General features: G+C 70.7%; 18 protein-coding genes and 1 pseudogene. 15 read left to right on the forward strand and 4 right to left on the reverse strand.

Features of this window, described 5'->3' with window-relative positions; genetic code table 11:
- Positions 1 to 16: 16 nt before the first annotated feature.
- From AC3EO7_RS06080 to AC3EO7_RS06090, 3 genes and pseudogenes are all read left to right on the forward strand, one after another.
- Complete coding sequence (locus AC3EO7_RS06080; protein ID WP_435590650.1) at positions 17 to 1,498, forward strand: FGGY-family carbohydrate kinase; 1,482 nt, start codon at positions 17 to 19, stop codon at positions 1,496 to 1,498.
- A 54-nt stretch (positions 1,499 to 1,552) separates the two neighbouring features.
- Positions 1,553 to 1,906: pseudogene (locus tag AC3EO7_RS06085) on the forward strand (thioredoxin family protein); the annotation flags it as partial.
- Positions 1,907 to 2,010: 104 nt separating this feature from the next.
- Positions 2,011 to 3,027: a glycoside hydrolase family 172 protein gene (locus AC3EO7_RS06090; protein WP_435590651.1), complete on the forward strand. Its 1,017-nt coding sequence runs from the start codon at positions 2,011 to 2,013 to the stop codon at positions 3,025 to 3,027.
- Here AC3EO7_RS06090 and AC3EO7_RS06095 read toward each other — a convergent pair.
- Positions 3,018 to 3,473 carry a hypothetical protein gene (locus AC3EO7_RS06095; RefSeq protein ID WP_431972324.1) on the reverse strand — a complete coding sequence of 152 codons (456 nt, stop codon included), beginning with the start codon at positions 3,471 to 3,473 and terminating at the stop codon, positions 3,018 to 3,020. The two genes, AC3EO7_RS06090 and AC3EO7_RS06095, sit on opposite strands and share 10 nt — an antisense overlap.
- Positions 3,474 to 3,550: 77 nt before the next feature.
- On the opposite strand from AC3EO7_RS06095, the gene AC3EO7_RS06100 reads away from it, so the two are divergent.
- From AC3EO7_RS06100 to AC3EO7_RS06130, 7 genes are all read left to right on the forward strand, one after another.
- The gene (locus tag AC3EO7_RS06100) at positions 3,551 to 4,555 is read left to right on the forward strand and encodes a zinc-dependent alcohol dehydrogenase family protein (RefSeq protein WP_435590652.1); all 1,005 of its coding nucleotides are present in this window, start codon (positions 3,551 to 3,553) and stop codon (positions 4,553 to 4,555) included.
- Positions 4,552 to 5,949, forward strand: coding sequence for a xylulokinase (gene xylB, locus AC3EO7_RS06105; RefSeq protein WP_435590653.1), 1,398 nt, complete (start codon positions 4,552 to 4,554; stop codon positions 5,947 to 5,949). Before AC3EO7_RS06100 ends, xylB begins: the two co-directional genes overlap by 4 nt.
- A 302-nt stretch (positions 5,950 to 6,251) precedes the next feature.
- Positions 6,252 to 6,434 (forward strand): helix-turn-helix domain-containing protein, encoded by a 183-nt coding sequence (locus AC3EO7_RS06110; protein ID WP_431972327.1) that lies wholly within the window; start codon positions 6,252 to 6,254, stop codon positions 6,432 to 6,434.
- A gap of 14 nt (positions 6,435 to 6,448) precedes the next feature.
- Positions 6,449 to 6,976 (forward strand): GNAT family N-acetyltransferase, encoded by a 528-nt coding sequence (locus tag AC3EO7_RS06115; RefSeq protein WP_431972328.1) that lies wholly within the window; start codon positions 6,449 to 6,451, stop codon positions 6,974 to 6,976.
- Positions 6,977 to 7,427: 451 nt separating this feature from the next.
- The gene (locus AC3EO7_RS06120; RefSeq protein ID WP_431972329.1) at positions 7,428 to 8,369 is read left to right on the forward strand and encodes an acyl-ACP desaturase; all 942 of its coding nucleotides are present in this window, start codon (positions 7,428 to 7,430) and stop codon (positions 8,367 to 8,369) included.
- 344 nt (positions 8,370 to 8,713) lie between these two features.
- Positions 8,714 to 9,349, forward strand: a complete 636-nt coding sequence (locus AC3EO7_RS06125; RefSeq protein WP_431972330.1) for a DUF4760 domain-containing protein — start codon at positions 8,714 to 8,716, stop codon at positions 9,347 to 9,349.
- Between the two features lie 102 nt (positions 9,350 to 9,451).
- Positions 9,452 to 9,790 carry an MmcQ/YjbR family DNA-binding protein gene (locus AC3EO7_RS06130; RefSeq protein WP_431972331.1) on the forward strand — a complete coding sequence of 113 codons (339 nt, stop codon included), beginning with the start codon at positions 9,452 to 9,454 and terminating at the stop codon, positions 9,788 to 9,790.
- Positions 9,791 to 9,846: 56 nt separating this feature from the next.
- On the opposite strand, the gene AC3EO7_RS06135 is transcribed toward AC3EO7_RS06130, so the two are convergent.
- Both AC3EO7_RS06135 and AC3EO7_RS06140 read right to left on the reverse strand, forming a co-directional pair.
- A complete protein-coding gene (locus AC3EO7_RS06135) occupies positions 9,847 to 10,770 on the reverse strand; it encodes a tyrosine-protein phosphatase (protein ID WP_431972332.1) in 924 nt (307 codons plus the stop codon).
- Positions 10,771 to 10,811: 41 nt separating this feature from the next.
- Positions 10,812 to 13,235, reverse strand: a complete 2,424-nt coding sequence (locus tag AC3EO7_RS06140) for a PEP-utilizing enzyme (protein WP_435590654.1) — start codon at positions 13,233 to 13,235, stop codon at positions 10,812 to 10,814.
- Between the two features lie 240 nt (positions 13,236 to 13,475).
- Between AC3EO7_RS06140 and AC3EO7_RS06145 the strand changes: the two genes are divergently transcribed.
- The 5 genes from AC3EO7_RS06145 (at position 13,476) to AC3EO7_RS06165 (ending at position 20,016) form a co-directional block, all read left to right on the forward strand.
- On the forward strand, positions 13,476 to 14,966 hold the full coding sequence (locus AC3EO7_RS06145) for an FAD-dependent oxidoreductase (RefSeq protein WP_435590655.1): 1,491 nt from the start codon (positions 13,476 to 13,478) through the stop codon (positions 14,964 to 14,966).
- A 140-nt stretch (positions 14,967 to 15,106) separates the two neighbouring features.
- A complete protein-coding gene (hsaA, locus tag AC3EO7_RS06150) occupies positions 15,107 to 16,273 on the forward strand; it encodes a 3-hydroxy-9,10-secoandrosta-1,3,5(10)-triene-9,17-dione monooxygenase oxygenase subunit (RefSeq protein WP_431972335.1) in 1,167 nt (388 codons plus the stop codon).
- Between the two features lie 2 nt (positions 16,274 to 16,275).
- Entirely contained in the window at positions 16,276 to 17,130 is an 855-nt protein-coding gene (locus tag AC3EO7_RS06155; protein ID WP_431972336.1) for an alpha/beta fold hydrolase, read from the forward strand.
- Positions 17,131 to 17,211: 81 nt separating this feature from the next.
- Entirely contained in the window at positions 17,212 to 17,733 is a 522-nt protein-coding gene (locus tag AC3EO7_RS06160) for a DinB family protein (protein ID WP_435590656.1), read from the forward strand.
- A gap of 33 nt (positions 17,734 to 17,766) precedes the next feature.
- Positions 17,767 to 20,016, forward strand: coding sequence for a WD40 repeat domain-containing protein (locus AC3EO7_RS06165; protein ID WP_435590657.1), 2,250 nt, complete (start codon positions 17,767 to 17,769; stop codon positions 20,014 to 20,016).
- A 36-nt stretch (positions 20,017 to 20,052) separates the two neighbouring features.
- Here the strand turns inward: AC3EO7_RS06165 and AC3EO7_RS06170 are convergent, their stop codons facing one another.
- Positions 20,053 to 22,338 carry a LuxR C-terminal-related transcriptional regulator gene (locus tag AC3EO7_RS06170; RefSeq protein WP_435590658.1) on the reverse strand — a complete coding sequence of 762 codons (2,286 nt, stop codon included), beginning with the start codon at positions 22,336 to 22,338 and terminating at the stop codon, positions 20,053 to 20,055.
- Positions 22,339 to 22,344 lie beyond the last annotated feature (6 nt).

Below are 22,344 nucleotides of genomic sequence, written 5' to 3' on the forward strand. Positions count from 1 at the left end.
GAACGGCGGTGAGCCGATGTTCCTCGGCGTCGATATCGGCACCTCGGCTTCCAAGGGTGTGCTGGTGCGCGCGGACGGCACGGTCGTCGCGAGATCCGAACGCGCCCACGCCGTCTCGACTCCACGCCCGGGGTGGGTGGAGCACGACGCGGAGACGGTGTGGTGGTCGGAATTCGCCGCCATCACCGCGGATCTGGTGGCGGCGGCCGACGGCGAAGGGATCGACGGGCTCGCGGTCTCCGGCATCGGGCCGTGCCTGCTGCCCGCCGACGGCGCCGGCAATCCACTGCGCCCGGCCATCCTCTACGGCGTCGACACCCGCGCTACCCTCGAAATCGCGGAACTGAACGCGGAATTCGGCGCGGACAACGTGCTGGAGCGCGCGGGCTCGCCGCTGACGAGTCAAGCGGTGGGGCCCAAACTGCGCTGGCTGGCCCGGCACGAACCGCAGGTCGCCGCCCGCACCGACCTGCTGCTGATGGCGAGTTCCTTTCTGGTGCACCGGCTCACGGGCCGGTACGTGCTCGACCACCAATCCGCCAGTCAGTGCGTGCCGCTCTACGATCTGCGCAAGCGGGCGTGGGCAGCGGACTGGGCCGAGGCGGTGGCGTCGTGGCTGACGCTGCCCGATCTCGCCTGGCCCACCGAGATCGTCGGGCGGGTGAGCGCGACCGCGGCGGCGACGACGGGACTTCCCGCGGGCCTACCGGTGACCACCGGAACCATCGACGCCTGGGCCGAAGCCGAGAGCGTCGGGGTGCGCGCGCCGGGCGACGCCATGATCATGTACGGCACCACCCTGTTCCTGGTGCAGGTGCTGACCGAGCCCGTCCCGCATCCCGGCCTCTGGGGCACCTGCGGAACCTGGCCCGGCACTTACACTCTCGCCGCGGGAATGGCCACCTCCGGCGCGGTGACCGAATGGCTGCGCGATCTGGTCGGCGGCGACTACACCGAGCTGGTGACCGAGGCCGCCGCGGTGCCCGCGGGCAGCCGGGGCCTGCTCGCGCTGCCCTACTTCGCGGGCGAGCGCACGCCGCTGTTCGATCCCGACGCCCGGGGCGTGATCGCGGGACTGACACTGCGCCACGGCCGCGCCGAGCTGTACCGAGCGGCGCTGGAATCGATCGCCTACGGCGTCCGGCACAACCTGGAGGCGATGACCGAGGCGGGCGGGCAGGCCAGGCGGCTGGTCGCCGTCGGCGGCGGCACCAAGGGCGGACTGTGGACGCGGATCGTCTCCGAGGTCACCGGACTGCCCCAGCAGCTACCCGCCGACACGATCGGGGCCTGCCTCGGCGACGCCATGCTCGCCGCCACCGCGGCCGGTCTGGACACCTCGGCGTGGAATCCGGTGGCCGACACCGTCGTCCCCGATCCGGCCCGCACCGCCGCTTACGAGCCGTACTACCGGCGCTATCGCGAGCTCTACACCGCCACCGCCCAGATCGCGCATTTCCTGGCCGCCGAACAACACAGGGCACACCCGCCTTCCTGATCCCGGAGCGTCGTGCCAGGATGCTTGAGGCAACACCGGCAGGGAGGACCCGCATTGCCCACAGTGACCTTGACCCAACACAACTTTCACCAAGTCGTCAGCAGCAACCACATCGTGCTGATCGATTGGTGGGCGGGCTGGTGCGGGCCGTGCCGCCACTTCGCGCCCGTGTACGAGGCGTCCTCCGATCAGCACCCCGACATCGTGCACGGCAAGGTCGACACCGAGGCCGAAGAGGCTTTGACGGCGACGGCCCAGGTCGACCGTTTCCCGACGCTGATGGCCTTCCGCGAGGGCCTGCTGGTGTTCAACCAGCCGGGTTTCCTGCCCGCCGCCGATCTGGAGGAGGTCGTGCAGCGTGTGCTCTGGCTGGACATGGACGAGGTCCGCAGAGAACTGGCCGCGCAGGGCGGAACCGCGCCGCAGGCCGAGCCGGTCGCCGCGGCTCCGGTGGGCGCGGCGCGCCTCGCGGGACCGGCCCGCGGGCCCGCGCAGTACGGCTGGCCGGGGCTGTGACCGCGGCCGGGTCGCCACAGGAACTGTGGCGGCTCGACGCCGCCCGTACCCGGTCGATCAGCGCCGAGAACCCCACCGGTGCGCCCGGCGCGGGAGCCCGCGCCACGGAGGGCACCGGCGCTCATGCCGCTCGCCACCTCGGCCCAGGATGGAAGGTCTCGCCGTCCATCCACTTGGAGCCCGGCGCCACCGCCACCCTGGCCGACATCGCGGGCCCCGGCGTGATCCGGCACTTCTGGCTGACGACCGACCGCACCGCGCTGCGCGAACTGACCCTGCGCATGCACTGGGACGACGCGCCGCGGGCCGCCGTGCGCCTGCCGCTGGGCGATTTCTTCTGCAACGCCTGGGACGAGCTCGCGCTGGTGAACTCGGAGATGGTGGTGGTAGCCCCGGCGGGCGGACTGAACAGCTACTGGCCCATGCCTTTTCGGCAGACGGCGCGGATCGCGCTGCACAACGGCGCCGACCGCGCCGTGCCGGTGTACTACCAGATCACCTACACCGAAGAGGACGTGCCGGAGGAGGCAGGCTACCTGCACACCCAGTGGCGGCGCAGCGCGCCGTTGGGCAGCCCGGCGGTGCACACCATCCTCGACGGCGTCGCCGGACGCGGCCGCTATGTGGGGACCTATCTCGCCCTCCGACCGGGCGATCCCGGGTGGTGGGGCGAGGGCGAGCTGAAGTTCTACCTCGACGGCGACACCGAGCACCCGAGCATCTGCGGCACCGGCACCGAGGACTACTTCGGCGGCGCGTGGAACTTCGACATGGACGGCCGGTACCGGACCTACTCGACGCCGTATCTCGGCCTGCCCCAAGTACTTCCGCCGGACCGGTGCTACGAGGCCGAGCAGCGGTTCGGCATGTACCGCTGGCATGTGCGCGACCCGATCTGCTTCCACAGCGAACTGCGCGTCACCGTGCAGGCGCTCGGCTGGTCCGATCCGGGCACCTACCTTCCGCTGGAACGCGCCGAGATCGCCACCACCGCCTGGTGGTATCAGGGCTGACCGGGCAGCTCCGGCGCGGCGGCGTCGAGTCCGTCCATCAGCTCGTCGGCGCGCGCCAGCGCCAGGTCCAACCCCGCCCCGAGATCGTCGAGCATCGTCAAACCGCCCAGCAGCCCGGACAATTCGCTGCGCACCCGCTCCAGCTCCTCGATCGCCGGATCGACCGGCGACCACACCACGCCCTCCGACCAGCCCGACGCGTCGTCCAGCCAAGCGCACAGCACGTCACGCACCAGGCAGTGATCGGAGGTGAACACCTCGAAGCGCCGCGGGTCGTCGCCGCGGCGGTGCTGGAGTTCGTACATGCCGTCGGACAGGCGACGGGCCCGGATCCACTCCCGTTCCCCCCTGGCCATCTCCAGGAACGGCTGCTCGGCGGCGCCGCGTTCGGCGGGCGCCGCCGTCGAATCGAGGTCACCGGCTGGTCGACTGGGGTCCGCACGCACCGGGTCAGTCTGCCCGATCGTGGCCGCGAATACTCGAAATGCACCGCCGCACGCCGGTCCGGGTGCATGGTAGATGGATGCTCGCGGTGGTCATCGAGACGCCAGGTCGTTGTTCCGTGCAGACCGTGCCGGACCCGTCGCCGGGTCCGGGCGCGGTGGTGGTGCGTGTCGCCGCGGTCGGCATCTGCGGCACCGACGCGCACATCATGGACGGCGAATTCCCCCCGACGCCGTATCCGATCGTGCCGGGACACGAATTCGCGGGCGAGGTGGTCGCCGTCGGCCACGAGGTGGTCGGCGTCGCGGTCGGTGATCGGGTCGCGGTGGATCCGTCGCTGTTCTGCGGCGCGTGCCACTACTGCGCGATCGGCCGCGGCAATCTGTGCGAGCGCTGGGGCGCGATCGGCGACACCGTGGACGGCGCGATGGCCGAGTACGTCGCTGTCCCGGCCGCCAACTGCCACCGTCTGCCGGACGCGGTCTCGCTGAGTCACGGCGCGCTGGTCGAGCCACTGTCGTGCGCGGTGCACGCCTTCGACGTGCTCCCCCGCGCGCTCGGCTCGCACTATCTGCTCTACGGCGCGGGCACCATGGGCCTGCTGATGTTGCAGTTGGCGCGGGTGGCGGGCGCGGCCTCGGTGTCGGTCGTGGATCTCGATACCGCGCGGCTGGCGGTGGCCGAGAAGCTCGGCGCCGACGCGGTCGGCACCGACGCAGACGACTTCGATCGCCCGCACGGATGGGAGGTCGTCATCGACTGCACCGGCGCGATCGCCGCGATCGAGGACGGCGTGACCAGGGTCCGGCGCGGCGGGGTGTATCAGCAGTTCGGCGTCGCGCCCGGCGCGGCGACCGCCGCCATCTCCCCGTTCCGCGTCTACAACGACGAGATCACCATCGTCGGCTCCATGGCGGTGTTGCACAGCTTCGGGCGGGCGGTGGAGTTGATGGGTAAAGGCGTGATCGACGCCGACACCATGATCACCCACAGTTTCGCGCTCGGAGAATTCGGCGACGCGTTCGAGGCATTCCGCGCGCGGGCGGGCCGCAAGATCCAGATCCGGCCGGATCGGTCCGGATGACGCGGGTGGCCGGGGTGGACAGCTCCACCCAGTCGTGCAAGATCGTCGTCTGCGACGCGGCGACCGGCACGGTGCTGGAGCGAGCCACGGCCCCGCATCCCGACGGCACGTCGGTGCCCGCCGAGGCCTGGTGGGACGCGCTCCATGCCGCGGGCGACGGGCTGCTCGATCGGGTCGACGCGATCGCGGTCGGCGCGCAGCAACACGGCATGGTCGCGCTGGACGCCGACGGCGCGCCGGTCCGGGACGCGCTGCTGTGGCACGACACGCGCTCCGCGTCGGCGGCCGAGGAACTCGTCGGCGAGCTCGGCGGCCCGCAGCGGTGGGCCGACGCGGTGGGCAGCGTGCCGGTCGCCTCGTTCACCGTCGCCAAGCTGCGCTGGTTCGCCGATCACGAACCCCGATTGGCGGACCGTACCCGGCGGATCCTGCTGCCCCACGACTACCTGACCTGGCGGTTGCGCGGCCCCGACGCCGAACCCGTCACCGACCGTGGCGACGCCTCCGGCACCGGTTACTGGTCCCCCGCCCAGGGACGCTACCGAGAAGACTTGGTAGCGCTGGCTTTTCGCGGACGTACCCCGCAGCTGCCGCGGGTACTCGCGCCCGCCGAAGCCGCGGGCCGCACCGCGACGGGCGCGCTGGTCGCGGCAGGCACCGGCGACAATGCCGCGGCCGCATTGGGATTGGGCCTCGAACCCGGCGACGTCGTGCTGTCGCTCGGCACCAGTGGCACCGCCTACGCGTGTGCGGGCGCCCCCAGCGCCGACCCGTCCGGCGCCATCGCCGGGTTCGCCGACGCGACCGGCGCGTTCCTCCCGCTGGTCTGCACGCTCAACGCGGCACGAGTGCTGAGCTCCGCCGCGCAACTCCTCGGCGTCGATCTTCCCGGCCTGGAAGCCCTTGCCGCCCAGGCTCCTCCGGGTGCGGACGGATTGGTGCTGCTCCCGTACCTCACCGGCGAGCGCACCCCCAACCTGCCGCACGCCACGGGCAGCTTGCACGGCCTGTGCCCGCGCACCATGCTCCCCGGGCACCTCGCGCGCACCGCCTACGAAGGCATGCTGTGCAATCTGGCCGACGCCCTCGACCGCCTCGTGGCCACCGGCATCAGCCCACGCCGCATCCTGCTCATCGGCGGCGCCGCCCGCTCCGCCCTCGTCCGGGAGATCGCCGCGCAGATCGTCGGCCACCCGGTCACCGTTCCCGAACCCGAGGAATACGTCGCCCTCGGCGCGGCCCGCCAAGCTGCCTGGGCCCTCGCGGGCACCGCCGCTCCCCCGCGCTGGCCGACCCGCACCGCCGCCGAAATCCCCGTCTCCGCGGACGACGCCGCCACCGGCCGCATCATCCGCGACAGCTACGCCCGCGCCAGGGACGCGCTCTACGGCTGAGCCGGTCCGATGCCCTCGAGCAGGGCAGATCTCGGCCGATCCGCGATACCGCAGCACCCGACGGCGACGCGCGGCGGCGTCGTCGTCCGCGCGCCCGTCGCCGACATCCCGGCCCGCGCCGAGCACACGCACAACCTGCTCGACATGGCGCAACGCCTCGGCGTCACCGGCGCGCTGCACCGCTTCCCGGATCTGGCGCTCGAATACCAGCTGACCCGGCCGGGGCCGGGCCGCGATTCCTCGCCGCGCTGCTCGACCCGCTCGACGAACACCCGGAACTGCTCACCACCCTCTACTGCTACGTGGCCCACGGCTTCGACCGGCGACGCACCGCACGCGCGCTCCACGTGCACCCCAATACCGTCGACCTCCGTCTCGAGCGCATCGCCCAGCTGACCGGCCTGGACACCGCACCCGCCAACGGAATGTGGCACCTGCGCTCGGCGCTCATCGCCCGAAGCTACCGAGCACAGTCGGACGCCTGAGTATCGTTCGCGCTATGCCCGAGCTGATTGCGCCCACCACACGCCTGCACGCCGCCTGGCTCGAGGCGCACCAGGAGTGGGGGCCCGGTGTCCACGAGGACGGTTTCGGCCTGCGGTTGTCCGACCAGGTCGGCTCGCTCGAGGGGTTCGCGGCCTGGGTCGCGCGGTTGTCCGGCGCACCGGACCCGGCAAAGGTCGTCCCCGTGCGCACCGTCTATCGGTGGATCGTCGACGGCGACCGGGTACTCGGCGGTATCGCGCTCCGGCACGGGTCCGACGAAGTCGTCGAGCGGACGGGCCATATCGGCTACGGCATCCGGCCCTCCGCGCGCCGCCGCGGGGTCGCGACCTGGGCGCTCGGCCGGATGCTCGACGAAGCCCGGGTGCTCGGCATGAGCCGGATACTGGCCATCTGCGCGGCCGACAACATCGCCTCGGCGAAGACGATCGAACGGCACGGTGGCGTGCTGGAGAGCATCCGGGACACCGATCTCGGGCCCGCGTGCCGCTACTGGATCGAAATCGGCGGGCCCAGAGCATGATTCGGCGCCCCGGTTGGGTGCGGAAGCGAATACGCCGAGCGTAAACGGCGCGCGATCGCCTGATTCCGTCGCGACGCCGCGCCCGGCAATCGCTGACCCGGCAGACATCCACCGACCGAGGTCTTCTCCCGTTCCGAACGAGGGCTAGCGCAGAACCACCGAATTTCGCCACGGCGCAGCCGACCACGACTACGTCCGAAGTGTCCGCTTCGTCCTCCCCGGCGCCGTCGGGTCACTTCGCCCGGACAGTGGACTCGTCGCGTCCGCCCGACGGCATACCTTCGTCGCGACGGCCGAGTCCCGGACAACCAGCAGGTGAATCGACCTGATGATGCACGCCGAATCGAACGCGCTGGTCTAGGGTGTGGGTGCGGCGAGGTCGCACAGTCAGTGATGCGTGAACAGCGAGCGGTACGTTCCGTGGTTTTTCCACCGAATCGAAAGGCGCTGCATGTCTGGAGACTTGACGCAACTAGAGCTTTTGCGGGAGCTGGAGCCGGTCGTCGCGACCAATATCGACCGGCATCTGTCCACCGCCAAGGAATGGTGTCCGCACGACTACGTGCCCTGGGACGAGGGCCGCAACTTCGCCGCGATGGGCGGCGAGGATTGGCATCCCGAGCAGTCGCGGCTCTCGGAGGTCGCCAAGGTCGCGATGATCACGAACCTGCTCACCGAGGACAACCTGCCGTCCTACCACCGCGTGATCGCCGAGAACTTCTCGCAGGACGGCGCGTGGGGCACCTGGGTGGGCCGCTGGACCGCCGAGGAGAACCGCCACTCCATCGCCATGCGCGATTACCTCGTCTGCACCCGCGCGGTCGATCCCGTCGCCTTGGAGAACGACCGGATGGTGCACATGACCCGCGGTGTGCATACCCCGCCGGGCTTCGGCGGTGTGTGTGATCAGGTCGCGTACGTGACGTTCCAGGAGCTGGCCACCCGGGTCAGCCACCGCAGCACGGGACGGGTCTGCGAAGACCCGATCGCCGACCGGCTGCTGCAACGGATCGCGGCGGACGAGAACCTGCACATGATGTTCTATCGCAACGTCGCGGCCGCCGCGTTCGACATCGCTCCCGACCAGACGATCGAGTCGGTGACGCCCATCGTGAAGTACTTCGCCATGCCGGGCGCCGGCATGCCGAACTGGCGACGCAATGGCGTGTTGATGGTCAAGCACGGGATCTACGACCTGCGGCAGCACCTGGACGAGGTCGTCATGCCGATCCTGCGCATCTGGAACGTCTTCCACCGCACCGACTTCACCGCACGCGGCGAACGCAGCCGCGAAGAACTCGCCGAGTACATCGAGAAACTCGGACGCGACGTCATCCGGTTCGAAGAACAACGCGAACGCATCCTGGCTCGCGAAGCGGCGCGCGTCGGATAAGGCAAGCCATCGATCATTGATCCGACTGTTCGGACCGGCCATACCGGCCGGTCCGAACAGCTGTGTACGGGTACCGAGATCAGGGACGAACCGCCACGTTTCCCGGCCCGCACTCGACCCCGAGTCCTCCGATGATTATTTTTCGGTTTCGTACACTGTCGGCTCTTCGATGATCCGCGTGCCGACGCGAGATTCCACGGGATCGAAGCCCATTGCCGTCCTTGCGAGACAACGGAGTTCGCGCGGTCCATACTCGGATCGTTCACGCGGGCACGGTGCGGCGATCGGGGTCGTCACACGGTGCGTGGCGAAATCAAGCACTACGTCCATCGCAGGGGTTGACGGTGTCGGCATTCGAAATGATTTCATCGACCATCGCGGCTGTGGCAGTCATAGTCAATATCGCGGCACTGCTATTCCTCGGCATGCAGGTCAGGCAGGGCGTGCACAATGCTTCCGCTGCCGAGGTCACCAGGAAAGAGGAATGGGCCCAGCAGCGCAAAGAGGCGAGCATGCAGTTCTATATGACTACGCTCGAGCGCCGCGAACATCATAGAAGAGAGCTGCCACCCGACCGGGATCGTGAATCCATTCGGCGCATCCTCGCGGAAACCAAGAACGACCCGGCAAAAGACGCCGCAGTCCGCGGGTACCTCAACTACCTCGAGATGCTCGGCACCGGTGTCAACACCGGCATCCTCGACCTAGAGGTCATCGAACAGTTCGGGGGCGGGACCATGATCGCGGCCTGGAACAGTTACGGATTCTGGATCGTCGAAGTCCGCAAGGAGTTCTCGGCGCCCGATATATACCGCCAGTTCCAGATCATGGCTCGAACAATCGCCGATCGACGCGGCGTGGAGGTATGGAGCCCGGAGTCCGAGCCTCGTTCTCCAATGCCGACGAACGCACCCGACGAAGCGGCCCCCGAAGCCGACCCCGTCCGAGAATCCACCGCGGCAGCCTCCGGCGGCCGGTAGACCTACGCACCCTCCGCGGCGTCACTCCCGACCGGCTTCTCTCCGCACCCAGAAGGCGAACCGTTCCGCCGGGCGTCGGTAGCGCCTGGAAGGATTCGGGACATGAGTACCACCGGGGACGATGTCCGTGCCTATGCCTTGTCGTTGGCGGAGACGAACGAGCAGTTCGCTTGGGGGATGCCGATTTTCCGGGTGGCCGGGAAGTTGTTCCTGACATTGCCCGAGAACGAGACATCGATGGCGGTGCGGTGCCCGGCGATCGATCGGGACGAGCTGGTGGTGGCGGAGCCGGAGAAGTTCTGGATCGCGGCGCACGAGGCGAACAATCCGTGGGTCCGGGTGCGGCTCGCGGCGCTGGACGACCGGGACGAACTCGAGGCGATCGTGCTGGACTCGTGGCGGCAGGCCGCCCCTCGCCATCTGCTCGACGACGCGGAGTGAACGACAGCGCCGCCGCCCATGCCGAGGGGCGGCGGCGCTGTCGAACTGGGCGCGGCTCAGTGCTTGGTGAGCAGCTTCGCCTTCACCGCGTCCAGGGTCGCCGCGTCGATGCCGAGGCCCTCGGACAGGAAGCGGTCGAAGGAACCGTAGGACTGCTGGACCTGGTCGAAAGCGGCGTCGAGGAAGTCGCGCTGCACGCCGACGATGGGCTCCCAGAGCGCGCGGTCCTGCACGAGGCCCTGCTGGACGAGGGCGTCGAGCAGCGCCTTGTTGCCCGCGGCGAGATTGTCGTTGGACTCCAGGAAGTCGTTGTAGATCTGGCCCTTCGGGACGTCGAGGGCGCTCATGAGGATGGCGGTCATCCAGCCGGTGCGGTCCTTACCCGCGGTGCAGTGGTAGAGCACCGCGCCCTGAGCGCCCGCGATCTCGCGGAACGCCGAGGCGAACTGGCCGCGAGCAGTCGGGTCGGTGACGAACCAGCGGTAGTAGGTGCGCATGATCTCGGCGCCCTTGCCGTCGCCCAGCACCCGCTGCTGCTCCTCGGGACCGGCCTGGATGAGCCGGGAGACCATGACGAAGAAGTCGTTGGCCGGGTCGTACACCGGCAGCTCGGTGCGCCGCACGCCGGACGGGATCTTGTCGGGATCGCGGCCCGCCTCGATAGGGCTGCGGAAGTCGATGACCTGAGTGATGCCCAGCTCCACCAGCTTCTGCTGTTCGCCTGCGTCGAGCTTGGCGAGCGCGTCGGTGCGGTAGACGACACCGCTGGCGACGCGGCTGCCGCCCTTGGCCGGGTAGCCGCCGATGTCGCGGGCGTTGGGCGCGTGCGCCAAGCCCATCGGCCGGTCGGCCTTGCCCGGCGATTCGAGGACCGGGACCGCCGGGCCCGCGAGAGCGGGCGCGACGGTGACCGGCAGGACGCCGAGGAGTACCGCGGCAGAGGCCGCGACGAGGCCGCGCATGGCGCGTGAAATGGTCACAGGGAGTGTTCCTTTCGATCCTGGGACGGAGGTTTTCACGATCAGTCGGCGAGCAGCGTGACGGTGCCGGCGGCCCCGTCCACGCGCACCCGCTGTCCGTCGGACAGGCTGGTGGTGGCGGTCTTGGTGTCCACGACGCAGGGGATGCCGAATTCGCGCGCCACGATGGCGGCGTGCGAGGCCGAGCCGCCGATGTCGGTGACCACGGCGGCGGCGTAGGCGAACATCGCGGTGTGCCCGGTGTCGGTCACCGAGGCGACCAGAATGTCGCCGGGTTCGATGTCGTCGTCGAGCGAGAGCACCAGCTTCACGGTGCCTTCCACCACGCCGGGGCACACGCCGATACCGGTGAGACTCTCGTCGGCGGCCAGCGCGCCCGCATCGGCGACCGGTTCCCACTGTCCGGCAACGACATCGGGCATCCGGATGTCCCGCAGGCGTTTGCGCTCGGCGCGGCGGCAGCCCACCCGCTCGGCCGCATCCGCGGGGAGGCAGAAGATCTCGTCCAGGCTGAGGTAGCAGGCGTCGTCGGTCTCGCGCAGCAGACCGGCTCGGATCAGCCGGTCGGCGCGCTCGCGCACCGCCATGCGCAGGCAGTGCGTGATCCGCACGACGGCGTCGCGGGCCCGTTCCCTGGCGACCGTCGCGCCCGCCGCCATCCGCGCCGTGCGGCTCGTATTCGCCGGAACGGGTTCGCGCGTCGGCACGGGCATTTGGGCGGCCCGCGCGGCAGCGGTCACCAACAGCGCGGGACGGTCGCCGAAGGTCGGATTGATCAGTTCGCATTCGCCGGGGCCGCGGTGGCCGATCCTGGCGAGCTCCTCGTCCAGTGCGGCGGCGAAGGCGGGCGAGGCGGCCCGCGCCGCCGCCACATCACCCGTGCCCGCGATCTCCAACAGCGCCGAATCGGCGCGGCAGAGGGCGGCCAAACGCTCCACCGCGAGCATCGGTTTCGCCGATTCCAGCCGGTTCAGGTCGATCGCGACCTCGCCCGCGTTCTTGCCGCGGGCGTGCACGGCGGTGGCGGCGCCGGTCATCATGACTCCGATGGAGGCCGCCTGCCAGGCCTGGTGCAGCCGGTCGCGCCAGAGCAGCGCCCGCACGTGCAGTTGTTCGTCGGTGAGGGCCGCGATCTGTTCGGCCGTCAGCGCCTCGGTGTGCGAGGCGGCGTTGATCAGTTCCGCGGTCGCGACGAAACGACGGGCGGTGGCGATGACCCTGGAGGTGGCGCGCCAAGTGGCGGCGGTGCTGGCCAGGCCCGTCGGCATCGGCGGCTTCCCGTGCGGCTGTAGCGGAATCTCGTCCGGGATGTTGCCGTAGGCGTCGCGGCGGATGCTCTCCTCGTCCCAACCCGGCATGTTCTCGGCGGCCAGCACGCCGATCGAGGCGTTGATGTAGATGTGGTGGCCGAGCACGGTGGTCACCCGGCTCGTCCAGTGCTCCAAAGCGATTCCGTCGAGCGCGATCATGGTGCCCATCGCCTCGTTGGCGAGCCGGATCGCACCCGCGTGCAGGTCGATGGTGAGCGGCGTCATCGGACCGGGCAGCGCCTCGGAGGTGTTGGTGGCGGTGTGCACCGGATAACGCGGGTCGACGCGGTCGTCGAACTCGCCCTCCAGCCCCTCGGGGGCGACGTCGACCAGACGGTGCCGGTCGGAGGTGGCGGCGCGCGAGGGAATCACGTGCGCGGGCAACGGGATCGCACCACTGCGCGTACGGAAGGAACCGCCCGACGGCTTGCGGCCGACCAGGCCGCGCACCAGATCGGCCGCCGTCTCCGCCGCGGTCCATCCGCAGCGGAACCCCCAGTCCTGCTGCGCCACCGAGGAATTCAGCAGCGGGCGGCGCGCCGACCAGCCCGGAACCCAGGCGGAGTAACGTACCCCGGCCGCGCGCATCAGCGCGCGCACTTCGTCGGTCGTCACCACGCCCGGTGCGGCCAGCTCGACCACGCCGATCCGGGGCGAGGTCGCCGCCACCACGAGGAAGCGGTCCAGGTCGTCGCTGTGCAGCAGCTGGAAACGACCACCGGACTTGACGCCGAGGATCGGTTCGAGCGCACGGCGGGTCTCGTGACCGATCCGGCGGCCCGCGACCTGCGCGGTGCGCACCAGCAGGTGGTCGGCGCCCGATTCCCGAAGCCGTTCGGCGACTTCGAATTCCGGTACGCCAGCCGAGCGTGCCCCCGCCACGACCGGAACCACCACGCGCGCACCGGCATTCCGCGCCGCCGTGGCCATCGCACCGACGCTCGGGCCTGCCAGGTGGACGACGGTGTCGCAGCCCGCGACGGCCTCGGCGCAGGCCGCGGCGTCGGCCGGATCGCCCGCGGTGAACCGCACGCGGGGGTCGACGAAGCGGTGCCACCGGCGGTCCAGGCCGGCCACGTCGTGCCCGGCGGCCAACAGCATGCGCGCCACCGCCCGACCGCTCGGCTCGGTGATTCCGGTGATCAGGACCCGCATCGATATCCTCTCCTCACTGCGCCACCACAAACGTGACGTCGTTCACACACCTTTGCCAGTACGCGACCGCACCAGCCGGTTCAGTCCCACTGAGCGGGAGGTGGCAATCAGCTACCGAGATGATCGGTATCGGGTCGCCCGCGGAGGGGCGACTGTCGCAGGCATGAGCGAACGCAGTGAGCGAATCGTGTGCCGGCGCGCATCGCGCATGCCGGAGCCGAGCGTCAGCGAGGCCCGGGCATGAGCGAAACTCTGGGCGCTCGCCGCTCGGTCGCGCCGCGGCCCGCGGCGGAGGTCGACGCCTACGACATCGACACCGAGGTTCTGGTCGTCGGCTACGGATGTGCCGGAGCGGCAGCGGCTTTCGAGGCGGCCCAGGCGGGCGCGCGGGTGCTGGTGCTGGAGCGCTCTGGCGGGCCGGGCGGCGCCTCGGCCATGTCGGGCGGCGAGATCTACCTCGGCGGCGGCACACCCATCCAACAGGCGTGCGGTTTCACCGACACCCCCGAGCAGATGGCGGCGTTCCTGCGTGCCGCGCTCGGCCCCGGCGCGGACGAGGCCAAGATCGAGCGGTACTGCGCCGACAGCGTCGAGCATTTCCACTGGCTGGTGGCGCGCGGTGTGCCGTTCCAGCCGACCCTGTGGGACGCGCCCGCCTGGGTACCGCCCACCGACGACGGACTCATGTGGCTCGGCGAGAACAGCTGGCCGTTCACCGAACTCGCGACGCCCGCCCCGCGCGGACACCGGCCCGCCGCCAACGATTTCGGCGGCAAGCTGCTCATGGACGTGCTCACGGCGGCGGCCGAGCACGCTGGTGTGACAACACAATTCGACAGCTACGCGACGAATCTGATCAGCGCCGAGGACGGCACGATCACCGGCGTCACCGCGCGCCGCTACGGCCGCGAGTTCGCGGTGCGCGCGCGGCGCGGCGTCGTGCTCACCACGGGCGGGTTCGTCGACGACGACCGGATGCTGGCCGCCCACGCGCCCCGCCTGCTGCACCACACCAAGGTCAGCGCGGGCACCGACGACGGCAGTGGTATCCGGATGGCACAGGCGGCGGGCGCGGCGGTGCGCCACATGTCCGCGGGACAGGTAGGCATCGCGCTGATCCCCGGATTCGCGGCCCGCGGCATGGTCGTCAACGGCCGCGGCGCGCGCTTCGTCAACGAGGACACCTACCCGGGCCGCATCGGCCAGGCCGCCCTGTTCCGGCAGGACAACATGGACGTCTGGGTGGTGCTCGACGAACAGGCCTACGAGGCCGTGCCGGAACCGCAGCGCTGGGGCGTGCGCCCCACCCACGTCGCCGAGACCGCCGAGGAGCTCGGGCAGCTGATCGGCACCCCGCCCGGCGCGCTCGCCGCGACCATCGCCAGGTACAACGAATTCGCCTCGCGCGGTGTGGATCCCGATTTCCACAAGGCGCCGCGCTGGCTGCGTCCGCTGACCGCTCCGCTGGCCGCCATCGACGTGCGCGCGGGGGTGCGCCCGCCCGCGGAGACCGGCGACCGGCGCGGCACCGGCGCCTCGGTGTTCACCCTCGGCGGCCTGCACACCACCGTGGACGGCGCGGTGCTCGATCTCGACGGCACGCCGATCCCGGGGCTGCTCGCCGCGGGCCGCGCCAGCTCCGGCCTGCACGGCGAGGGCTACATCAGCGGCACGTCCCTCGGTGACGGCACGTTCTTCGGCCGTCTCGCGGGCCGCACCGCCGCCGGCTGAGCGCCGGAAATCCCAGCTCACATGGTTCCGATCACCGGGACTGACCTACCGGACGCGGGGTGGACCGCCCTAGCGTCACCACCATGGCGGGGGCCGCGCGCGCGGTTCCCGGCCCGACGAAACACAGGAGGACACCCGTCATGACCAACAAGGTGCTCGATCGGGTCCGTGACCTGCTTCCGGCGATCCGCGAGCGCGCCGCGGACACCGACGCGCAGCGGCGGGTCCCGGTGCAGAGCATCCGGGAGCTGACCGAGGCAGGCGTGTTCCGGATGCTGCAGCCCGCCCGGTTCGGCGGTGACGAGTCCTCCCCCGTGGCCTTCTACGAGGTGATCCGCGCGATCGCCTCGGCGTGCCCGTCCACCGGCTGGGTGTCCTCGGTGCTCGGCGTGCACCCGTGGCAGCTCGCGCTGTTCCCGCTGGAGGCTCAGGAGGAGGTGTGGGGCGCCGACTCCGACACTCTCATCTCCTCGTCCTACGCGCCGACGGGCATCCTGACCCCGGTCGAGGGCGGCTACGAGGTGAGCGGACGGTGGAGCTTCTCCTCCGGCTGCGATCACGCCGAGTGGGCGTTCCTCGGCGCGCTGGCGCCCGACGAGAACGGCAGGCCCAGCGACTATCTGACGATCTTGGTGCCGTGCGCGGACTACGTCATCGACGACGTCTGGCACGTGGTCGGCCTGTCCGGCACCGGCAGCAACGACATCGTCATCGAGAAGGCGTTCGTGCCGCACCACCGCGCCTACAGCGCGACCGAGCAGTCGCAGCTGCGCGGGCCGGGCCAGGAGGCGAATCCCGCTCCGCTGTACAAGATTCCGTTCGCGGGTGTCTTCTCCAACACCATCACCGCGCCGATCATCGGCGCCGCCCAGGGCGCCTACGAAGCGCATATCGAGCGGATGCGGGAACGGGTCCGGCTGTCCTACGGCGGCCAGAAGGTGGCCGAGGACGCTTTCGCCCACGTCCGGGTCGCCCGCGCCGCCTCCGAGATCGACGCCGCGATTCTGCAGATGGAGCACAACATCTCCGAGCAGCTGCGCTATGCCGAAGCGGGCGAGCCGATTCCGGACGAAGTGCGCCTGCGCACCCGCCGCGACCAGGTGCGCGGCACCGAGCGGGCAATTCAGGCGATCGAGCTGCTCTTCGACAACTCCGGCGGCCACTCGATCCGCAAACCGAATGCGATCGAACGGCATTGGCGCGACGCGCACGCGGGCAGCGTGCACGTGATCAACGACGTGGAGCGCGCGCTGGCCATGTTCGGCCGCGGCGAATTCGGCCTGACCGTCGAAGATCGGATGGTGTGACGGTGGCGCTCACCGCGGAGGAGACCACCCGCTGGGTGACGGTCGACGGACTGAAACTTCGCTACCACGAGGCGGGTTCGGGTCCGCCGCTGGTGCTGCTGCACGGATCGGGTCCCGGCGTGTCCGGCTGGGCCAACTTCGGCGGCAATCTCGCGGCGCTGTCCGAGCATTTCCGGTGCCTGGTGCTCGACCAGCCGGGCTTCGGCGCCAGCGCGCGCCCGGAGGTCTACGACCGCAACTATCTTCGCATCTCCGCCGACGCCGTGATCGGCCTGCTCGACAGCCTGGAGCTGCCGAGCGCGCACCTGCTCGGCAATTCGATGGGCGGCGCGGTGGCCACGCTCGTCGCCCTCGATCACCCCGGGCACGTCGACCGGCTGGTGCTGATGGCGCCGGGCGGGGTGGGGGTGAACGTGCTGGGTCCCGAACCGTCCGAAGGCATTCGGCGACTGCTCGACTTCACCGCCGACCCGACGCGCGAGCGAGTGCAGGCCTGGCTGCGCACCATGGTCTTCGACGAGCGGATCCTCACCGACGAGCTCGTGGACGCACGCCTGGCCGCCGCGGCGGAACCCGCTGCCATCGCCGCCATTCGCGACGCCTACGCCACGTTCGCCGATCCCGCACTGGCCGAACGGGTTCCGCTGTGGGCGCGGCTGCGCGGCCTGCGCAACGAGGTGCTGATGCTGTGGGGCCGTGACGACCGGGTGACCCCGGTCGAGGGCGCCCTGCTCCCCTCGCGGCAGCTGCCGAACGTCGATCTGCGGCTGTTCGGGCGCTGCGGGCACTGGGTGCAGATCGAACGCAAGGCGGCCTTCGAACGCGCCGTCGCCGATTTCCTCCGGCACGGGCTGTAAGCCGCGGTGCGGGCGTGCCCACCGGCCCGCCCGCACCGAAAATCGAAGGCGCCCTTCCCGACCGGACGATAGCCTCGGCCCATGACGTGGACCGCCCCCGAGATCGAACGGACACCCACCCCGCTCGTCGCCGACGAGCGACCCATGCTGCAAGCCTGGCTCGATCGGCACCGCGAGACCCTGCTCTGGAAGTGCGCCGGTCTGAATGCCGAGCAGCTGCGCGCGCGCCCGCTGGCGCCGTCCGGCCTCTCGCTGCTCGGCCTCGTCCGTCACATGAGCGAGGTGGAACGCGGCTGGTTCCGCATCGCCGCGGCCGGTGCGCCGCTGGACTACCTCTACTGTTCGGAGGACAACCCGGACGGCGATTTCGACGACGTCGCCGACGCCGATCCCGAGGACGCCTTCGCCACCCATCACCGCGAGGTGCGCGCCGCCGATGCCGCGGTCGCCGCGCTCACGCTGGACCACACGTTCACGCACCCACTGCGCACCGCCGTCTTCAGCCTGCGCTGGGTGTATGTGCACATGATCGAGGAGTACGCCCGCCACCTCGGCCATGCCGATCTGCTGCGCGAACACATCGACGGTCGCACGGGACACTGACCACACCGGCATGGCGCACTTACGATGCTGATCGTGTCTGATGTTGTGCGTGACGGTGATTCGGGCGCCGGGCCGGTCGGGCAGGGTGCCTGGTGGAGGGATCCGGTGTTGCTGGTGCGTGGGGATTTCGAGCGTGTGTGGGGGCTGCTGGATTCGGCGCCGGACGCTCAGGCCCGCTCGGTGGCGGCGGTATATCGGGCATCGGCACATCTGCACCGTGACGCTTCGCCTGCGGTGCGTCGGCAACTGCTGGCGCTGGACGCCGCCCGGTACGGACACCGAGAGCTGGCCGCCAGGATCACCGCCGTACCCGTGGACGGGGGAGAACACGCGCGGTGGGGGGTGGAGTGGGCCACTGCCAGCCAGGTCGATTCCCGTTTTCGATACGCCCTGACCGGCTGGAAGGTGCCGTCTGTGGCGACAGCCGTGGTGGATGGCCGTGCCGTCGCCGTGGGCCCGTCGTGGAGCGGCGGCAATAACAGCAGGGCACTTCGGGTGTGGGACCTGATGACCGGCGAGCAGATCGGCGAGCCCTTGGTCGGCCACGACGGTTCGGTGCGAGCGGTGGCGACGGGAGCGATGAACGAGCGCCCTGTCGCCCTCACCGGAAGCGAGGACGGAACGGCGCGGGTGTGGGACCTGGTCGGCCACAGGCAGATCGGCGAGCCCCTGGCCGGCCACGACGGCTGGGTGCTGTCCGTGTCGACGGCCCTGGTGGACGGCCGCCTCGTTGCGGTCACCGGCGGTACCGACCACACGGCGCGGGTGTGGGACCTCGGCACCGGACGGCAGATCGGCGTTCCGTTGGCAGGCCACAGCCACTGGGTGGTGGCGGTGGCGACAGCCGTGGTGAACGGCCGTCCCGTCGCCGTCACCGGCAGCTGGGATGCCACGATCCGGCTATGGGACCTGCGTACCGGAGTGCAGGTCGGCGATCCGCTGACCGGCCACACCGATCAGGTGCTGGCGGTGGCGACGGCCGTGGTGGACGGTCGGCCGGTCGCCGTCACCGGAAGCAATGACAAGACGACAAGAATGTGGGATCTCACCACCGGTGAACAGGTCGGCAATCCTCTGACCAGCCACTCTCACAAGGTAGGGGCCGTCGCGACAACCATGGTGAACGGCCGCCCGGTCGCCCTCACCGGCGGCGGGGACGCCACGGTCCGAATGTGGGACCTGACGACCGGCGAGCAGTTCAGCGACCCGCTGACCGGCCACACCGATCAGGTGGGCGCCGTGACGGTGGAGGATGTGGACGGTATCGCCGTCGCCGTCACCGCCGGTGCGGTCACCGATACCGATCACACGGTACGCACGTGGAGCCTGCGGGAGCGCCGCCGGACCGCCGAACCCTCGGATGGGCCCAGCGGCACCGTGGTCGCGATGGCGACGGCGACGGTGGACGGGCGGTCGGTCGCCGTCACCGGCAGCGGCGACGGCACGGCCCGCATATGGGATCTCGCCGCGGGTGAGCGCATGGGCGCCCCCCTCACCGGCCACACCGGTGAGGTGCACAAGGTGGCGGCCGGGACGGTGGAAGGCCGCCCGGTCGCCGTCACCGGCGGCCACGACGCACTCCGGCTGTGGGACCTTGCCACGGGTGACCCCCTCGGCGAACCGCTGACCGACCCCGACGGACCCACCATCGCGCGGGCCATGGCAATGGTGGACGGCCGTCTCCTGGCCGTCACCAGCGGCGGCCATCGCAGCGGCAGACCCCTGCGGGTATGGGACCTGGCCGCCCGCGAGCCGATCGGCGGATTCCCCGCAGGCCGCCGCCGCGGCTACGCCGACAAGGTGATCGCGGTGACGTTGGGGCAGCTGGACGGCAGGCCGGTCGCCGTCACAGGCGCCGACGACCGAACGGTACGCGTGTGGGACGCGACCACGGGGAAGCAGCTCGGTGAGCCCCTGAGCGACCATGACTGCTCGGTGCGGGCAGTCGCCACGGCGGCGGTGGAAGGCCGCCTGATCGTGGTCATCGGCAGCGACAACATGACAGCGCGAACAGCAGACCTGACCACGGGCCTGCTGATCGGCGAACCTCTCCGCGGCCACACCGACGTGGTGTGCGCGGTGGCCGCGGGCACGGTGGACGGACGCCCCATCGCTGTCACCGGGAGCTGGGACGCCACGGTGCGCGTGTGGGACGCCATGACGGGCGAACAGATCGGCGAGCAGCTGGTGTTCCCCGCGATGGTGAACGCGGTCGCCGTGACGCCGGATGGGCGCCTGGCAGTCGGATTCGGCACGGAGCTGGCCATCCTGGCCCCGCGCTGACCCCGTCCTCCTCAGCCCTCCCGGCAGGGCCGGGACCTAGCGCAGATGCTCGGCGACCCAGCTCGCGATCTGGGTCCGGGAATCGAAGCCGAGTTTGGTCATGATGTGGTCGACGTGGCTTTCCGCCGTCCGCACCGAGATCACCAGTTCGGCCGCGACGCGTTTGTTGCTGTACCCGGCGGCGACCAATTTGGCCACGTCCTTCTCCCGCCGCGTGAGCGCATCGGCCGCAACGGGTTTGGGGGCACGCTCGACGACGATCGGCGCGGTGCCCAGCGCGTAGCGCACCGCCTCGTCGGTGTCCAGCGCGGCGCCGCTGTCGAAGGCGGCGCGAAACTCCTTGTCGCCCATCGCCCGATGCACCTGGTCACGCACCTTGTCGCCGACCACCTCGGTCATCGCGTGCGCCAGCCGCTGCTTGCTGCCGTGCCGCACCGTGGACGCCGCGCCCATCAGTCGCGCCGCCCGCACCCGATCGCCTTCGGCGGCCGACACCCAGGCCAGCCCGTCGAAACCCGAAGCGGTCCAGACACATCGGTCGAACAGCCGGAACTGCTCGACCGCGTGCCGCAGGTCGACGGCGGCGCGGTCCTGTTCGCCGTGGCGCCAATGATTCGTGCCCACTGCCCAATACGCGAGCCCGCCGAGCAGATGCGAACCGTGCTCGGCGGTTCTGGCCAGGAAGTGTTCGGCGATGGCGTCGGCGCGCTCGTCCTCCAGCACGAGCGCGCACACGTAGGCGAAGGCGAAGCTCTCCATCTCCGTGCCGTGGTGGGCGACCTCGCCCGCGCGTTCGGCCGCCGTGAGCGCGATCTCCAGCGCGCGGTGCGGATCGTTGCCGCTGAAGGCCAGCAGCGCCGAGAGCAGCGTCGCCTCCACCAGGACCTCGGCGGCGTCGAGTTCGGTGGCCAGCTCGACGCATTCGCGGGCGTAACGGGTGGCCTCGGCGTTGTCCGACAGCATCGCCGCGATCACCGAGGAGGCGGCGAGCGCCCTGGCCCGATCGACGGTGTGCGCCTTGTCTTTTGCGATCGCCTCCACCAGCCAGCGGTAGCCCTCCAGCAGGAACCGGTAGTGCTCCCAGAACGGGCGGAGTTCGGTCGCGATCTCCAGCGCCCGATGAGCGCCGTCCGGATCGGACAGCGAGAAGTGCAGCGCGGCACGCATATTGGCGTGCTCCCTGGTGACGTCGCGGAACCAGGTGACGTCCTCGCCGCCCCAGTAGGCGGTGCGGCCGCGACGGGCGATGCGGTGGTAGTGATCGCGATGGCGGATGCGCACGGCCCGTTCGTCGCCCGCGGCGGACAGCCGGGCCAGCGCGAACTGCCGCAGCGGCTCCAGCATGGTGTAGCGGCCGCTGCCGTCGCTGTCGTGCCGGTGCCCGAGCACCGATTTCTCGACCAGCCCGGTCAGCGCGTCCACCAGCGCGTCGGGCGGATCCACCACGCACACCGCCTCGGCCGCGTCCAGATCGAAGCCGCCCGCGAACACGGCGAGCTGCTCCCACAGCCGCTGCTCGTCGGGCGTACACAGGTCGTAGCTCCAGCTGATCGCGGCTTCCAGCGTCTGCTGGCGGCGTGGTGCGGTGCGCAGGCCCGTGGTGAGCAGCCGCATCGCGTCGTCGAGGCGGGCCAGCACCTGGTCGGGGGTGAACATCCGCAGCCGCAGCGCCGCCAGTTCCAGCGCCAGCGGAATGCCTTCGAGCCGACGGCAGATCGCCGCCAGGACGCCGAGATTGGCTTCGGTGACCCGGAATTCGGGGTTGGCGGCCGCCGCGCGGTCGATGAGCAGGCGCAGCGCCTCGCTCTCGCCCGCGACGATCTCCCCGGTCAGCTCGTCGGCCGCGGGGACGGGCAGCGGGGCGACCGGCATGACCTGCTCGCCGTCTACGCCGAGCGGCTCGCGGCTGGTCGCCAGGATCCGCACGCCCTCGGTGGCCGGGATCAGCCTGCTCACCAGCGCCGCGCAGGCGTCGATGAGGTGTTCGCAGTTGTCCAGGACGATCAGCAGGTTCTTGTCGGCGAGGAACTCGACGAGCCCGGCCAGCGGAGCGCTGGTGTCGTCGCGCAGGCCGAGCGCCTGCGCGACGCTCAGCGCCACCAGATTCCCGTCGTGGACGTGGGCCACCTCGACCAGCCACACCCCGTCGGGAAACGCCCGCCGGACCGACTCGCCCACCCGCCGTGACAACCGGGTCTTGCCCACGCCGCCGGGCCCCGTCAGGGTGAGCAGCCGTGTGGTGGACAGCAGCCGTTTCGCCGCGGCGACCTCTTCCCCACGTCCGACGAAGCTCGTCACCTCCGCGGGGAGATTTCCTGTCACGTGCCG

It is taken from the genome of Nocardia sp. bgisy118, from assembly GCF_057708605.1.

What these genes read in the sequence shown, in the direction of transcription:
- AC3EO7_RS06145 (WP_435590655.1), top strand. Translation starts at nt 13,476, where the DNA reads ATGAGCGAAACTCTGGGCGCTCGCCGCTCGGTCGCGCCGCGGCCCGCG.
- xylB (WP_435590653.1), top strand. Translation starts at nt 4,552, where the DNA reads ATGACGCGGGTGGCCGGGGTGGACAGCTCCACCCAGTCGTGCAAGATC.
- AC3EO7_RS06100 (WP_435590652.1), top strand. Translation starts at nt 3,551, where the DNA reads ATGCTCGCGGTGGTCATCGAGACGCCAGGTCGTTGTTCCGTGCAGACC.
- AC3EO7_RS06080 (WP_435590650.1), top strand. Translation starts at nt 17, where the DNA reads ATGTTCCTCGGCGTCGATATCGGCACCTCGGCTTCCAAGGGTGTGCTG.
- AC3EO7_RS06130 (WP_431972331.1), top strand. Translation starts at nt 9,452, where the DNA reads ATGAGTACCACCGGGGACGATGTCCGTGCCTATGCCTTGTCGTTGGCG.
- AC3EO7_RS06120 (WP_431972329.1), top strand. Translation starts at nt 7,428, where the DNA reads ATGTCTGGAGACTTGACGCAACTAGAGCTTTTGCGGGAGCTGGAGCCG.
- AC3EO7_RS06160 (WP_435590656.1), top strand. Translation starts at nt 17,212, where the DNA reads ATGACGTGGACCGCCCCCGAGATCGAACGGACACCCACCCCGCTCGTC.
- AC3EO7_RS06140 (WP_435590654.1), bottom strand. Translation starts at nt 13,235, where the DNA reads ATGCGGGTCCTGATCACCGGAATCACCGAGCCGAGCGGTCGGGCGGTG.
- AC3EO7_RS06115 (WP_431972328.1), top strand. Translation starts at nt 6,449, where the DNA reads ATGCCCGAGCTGATTGCGCCCACCACACGCCTGCACGCCGCCTGGCTC.
- hsaA (WP_431972335.1), top strand. Translation starts at nt 15,107, where the DNA reads ATGACCAACAAGGTGCTCGATCGGGTCCGTGACCTGCTTCCGGCGATC.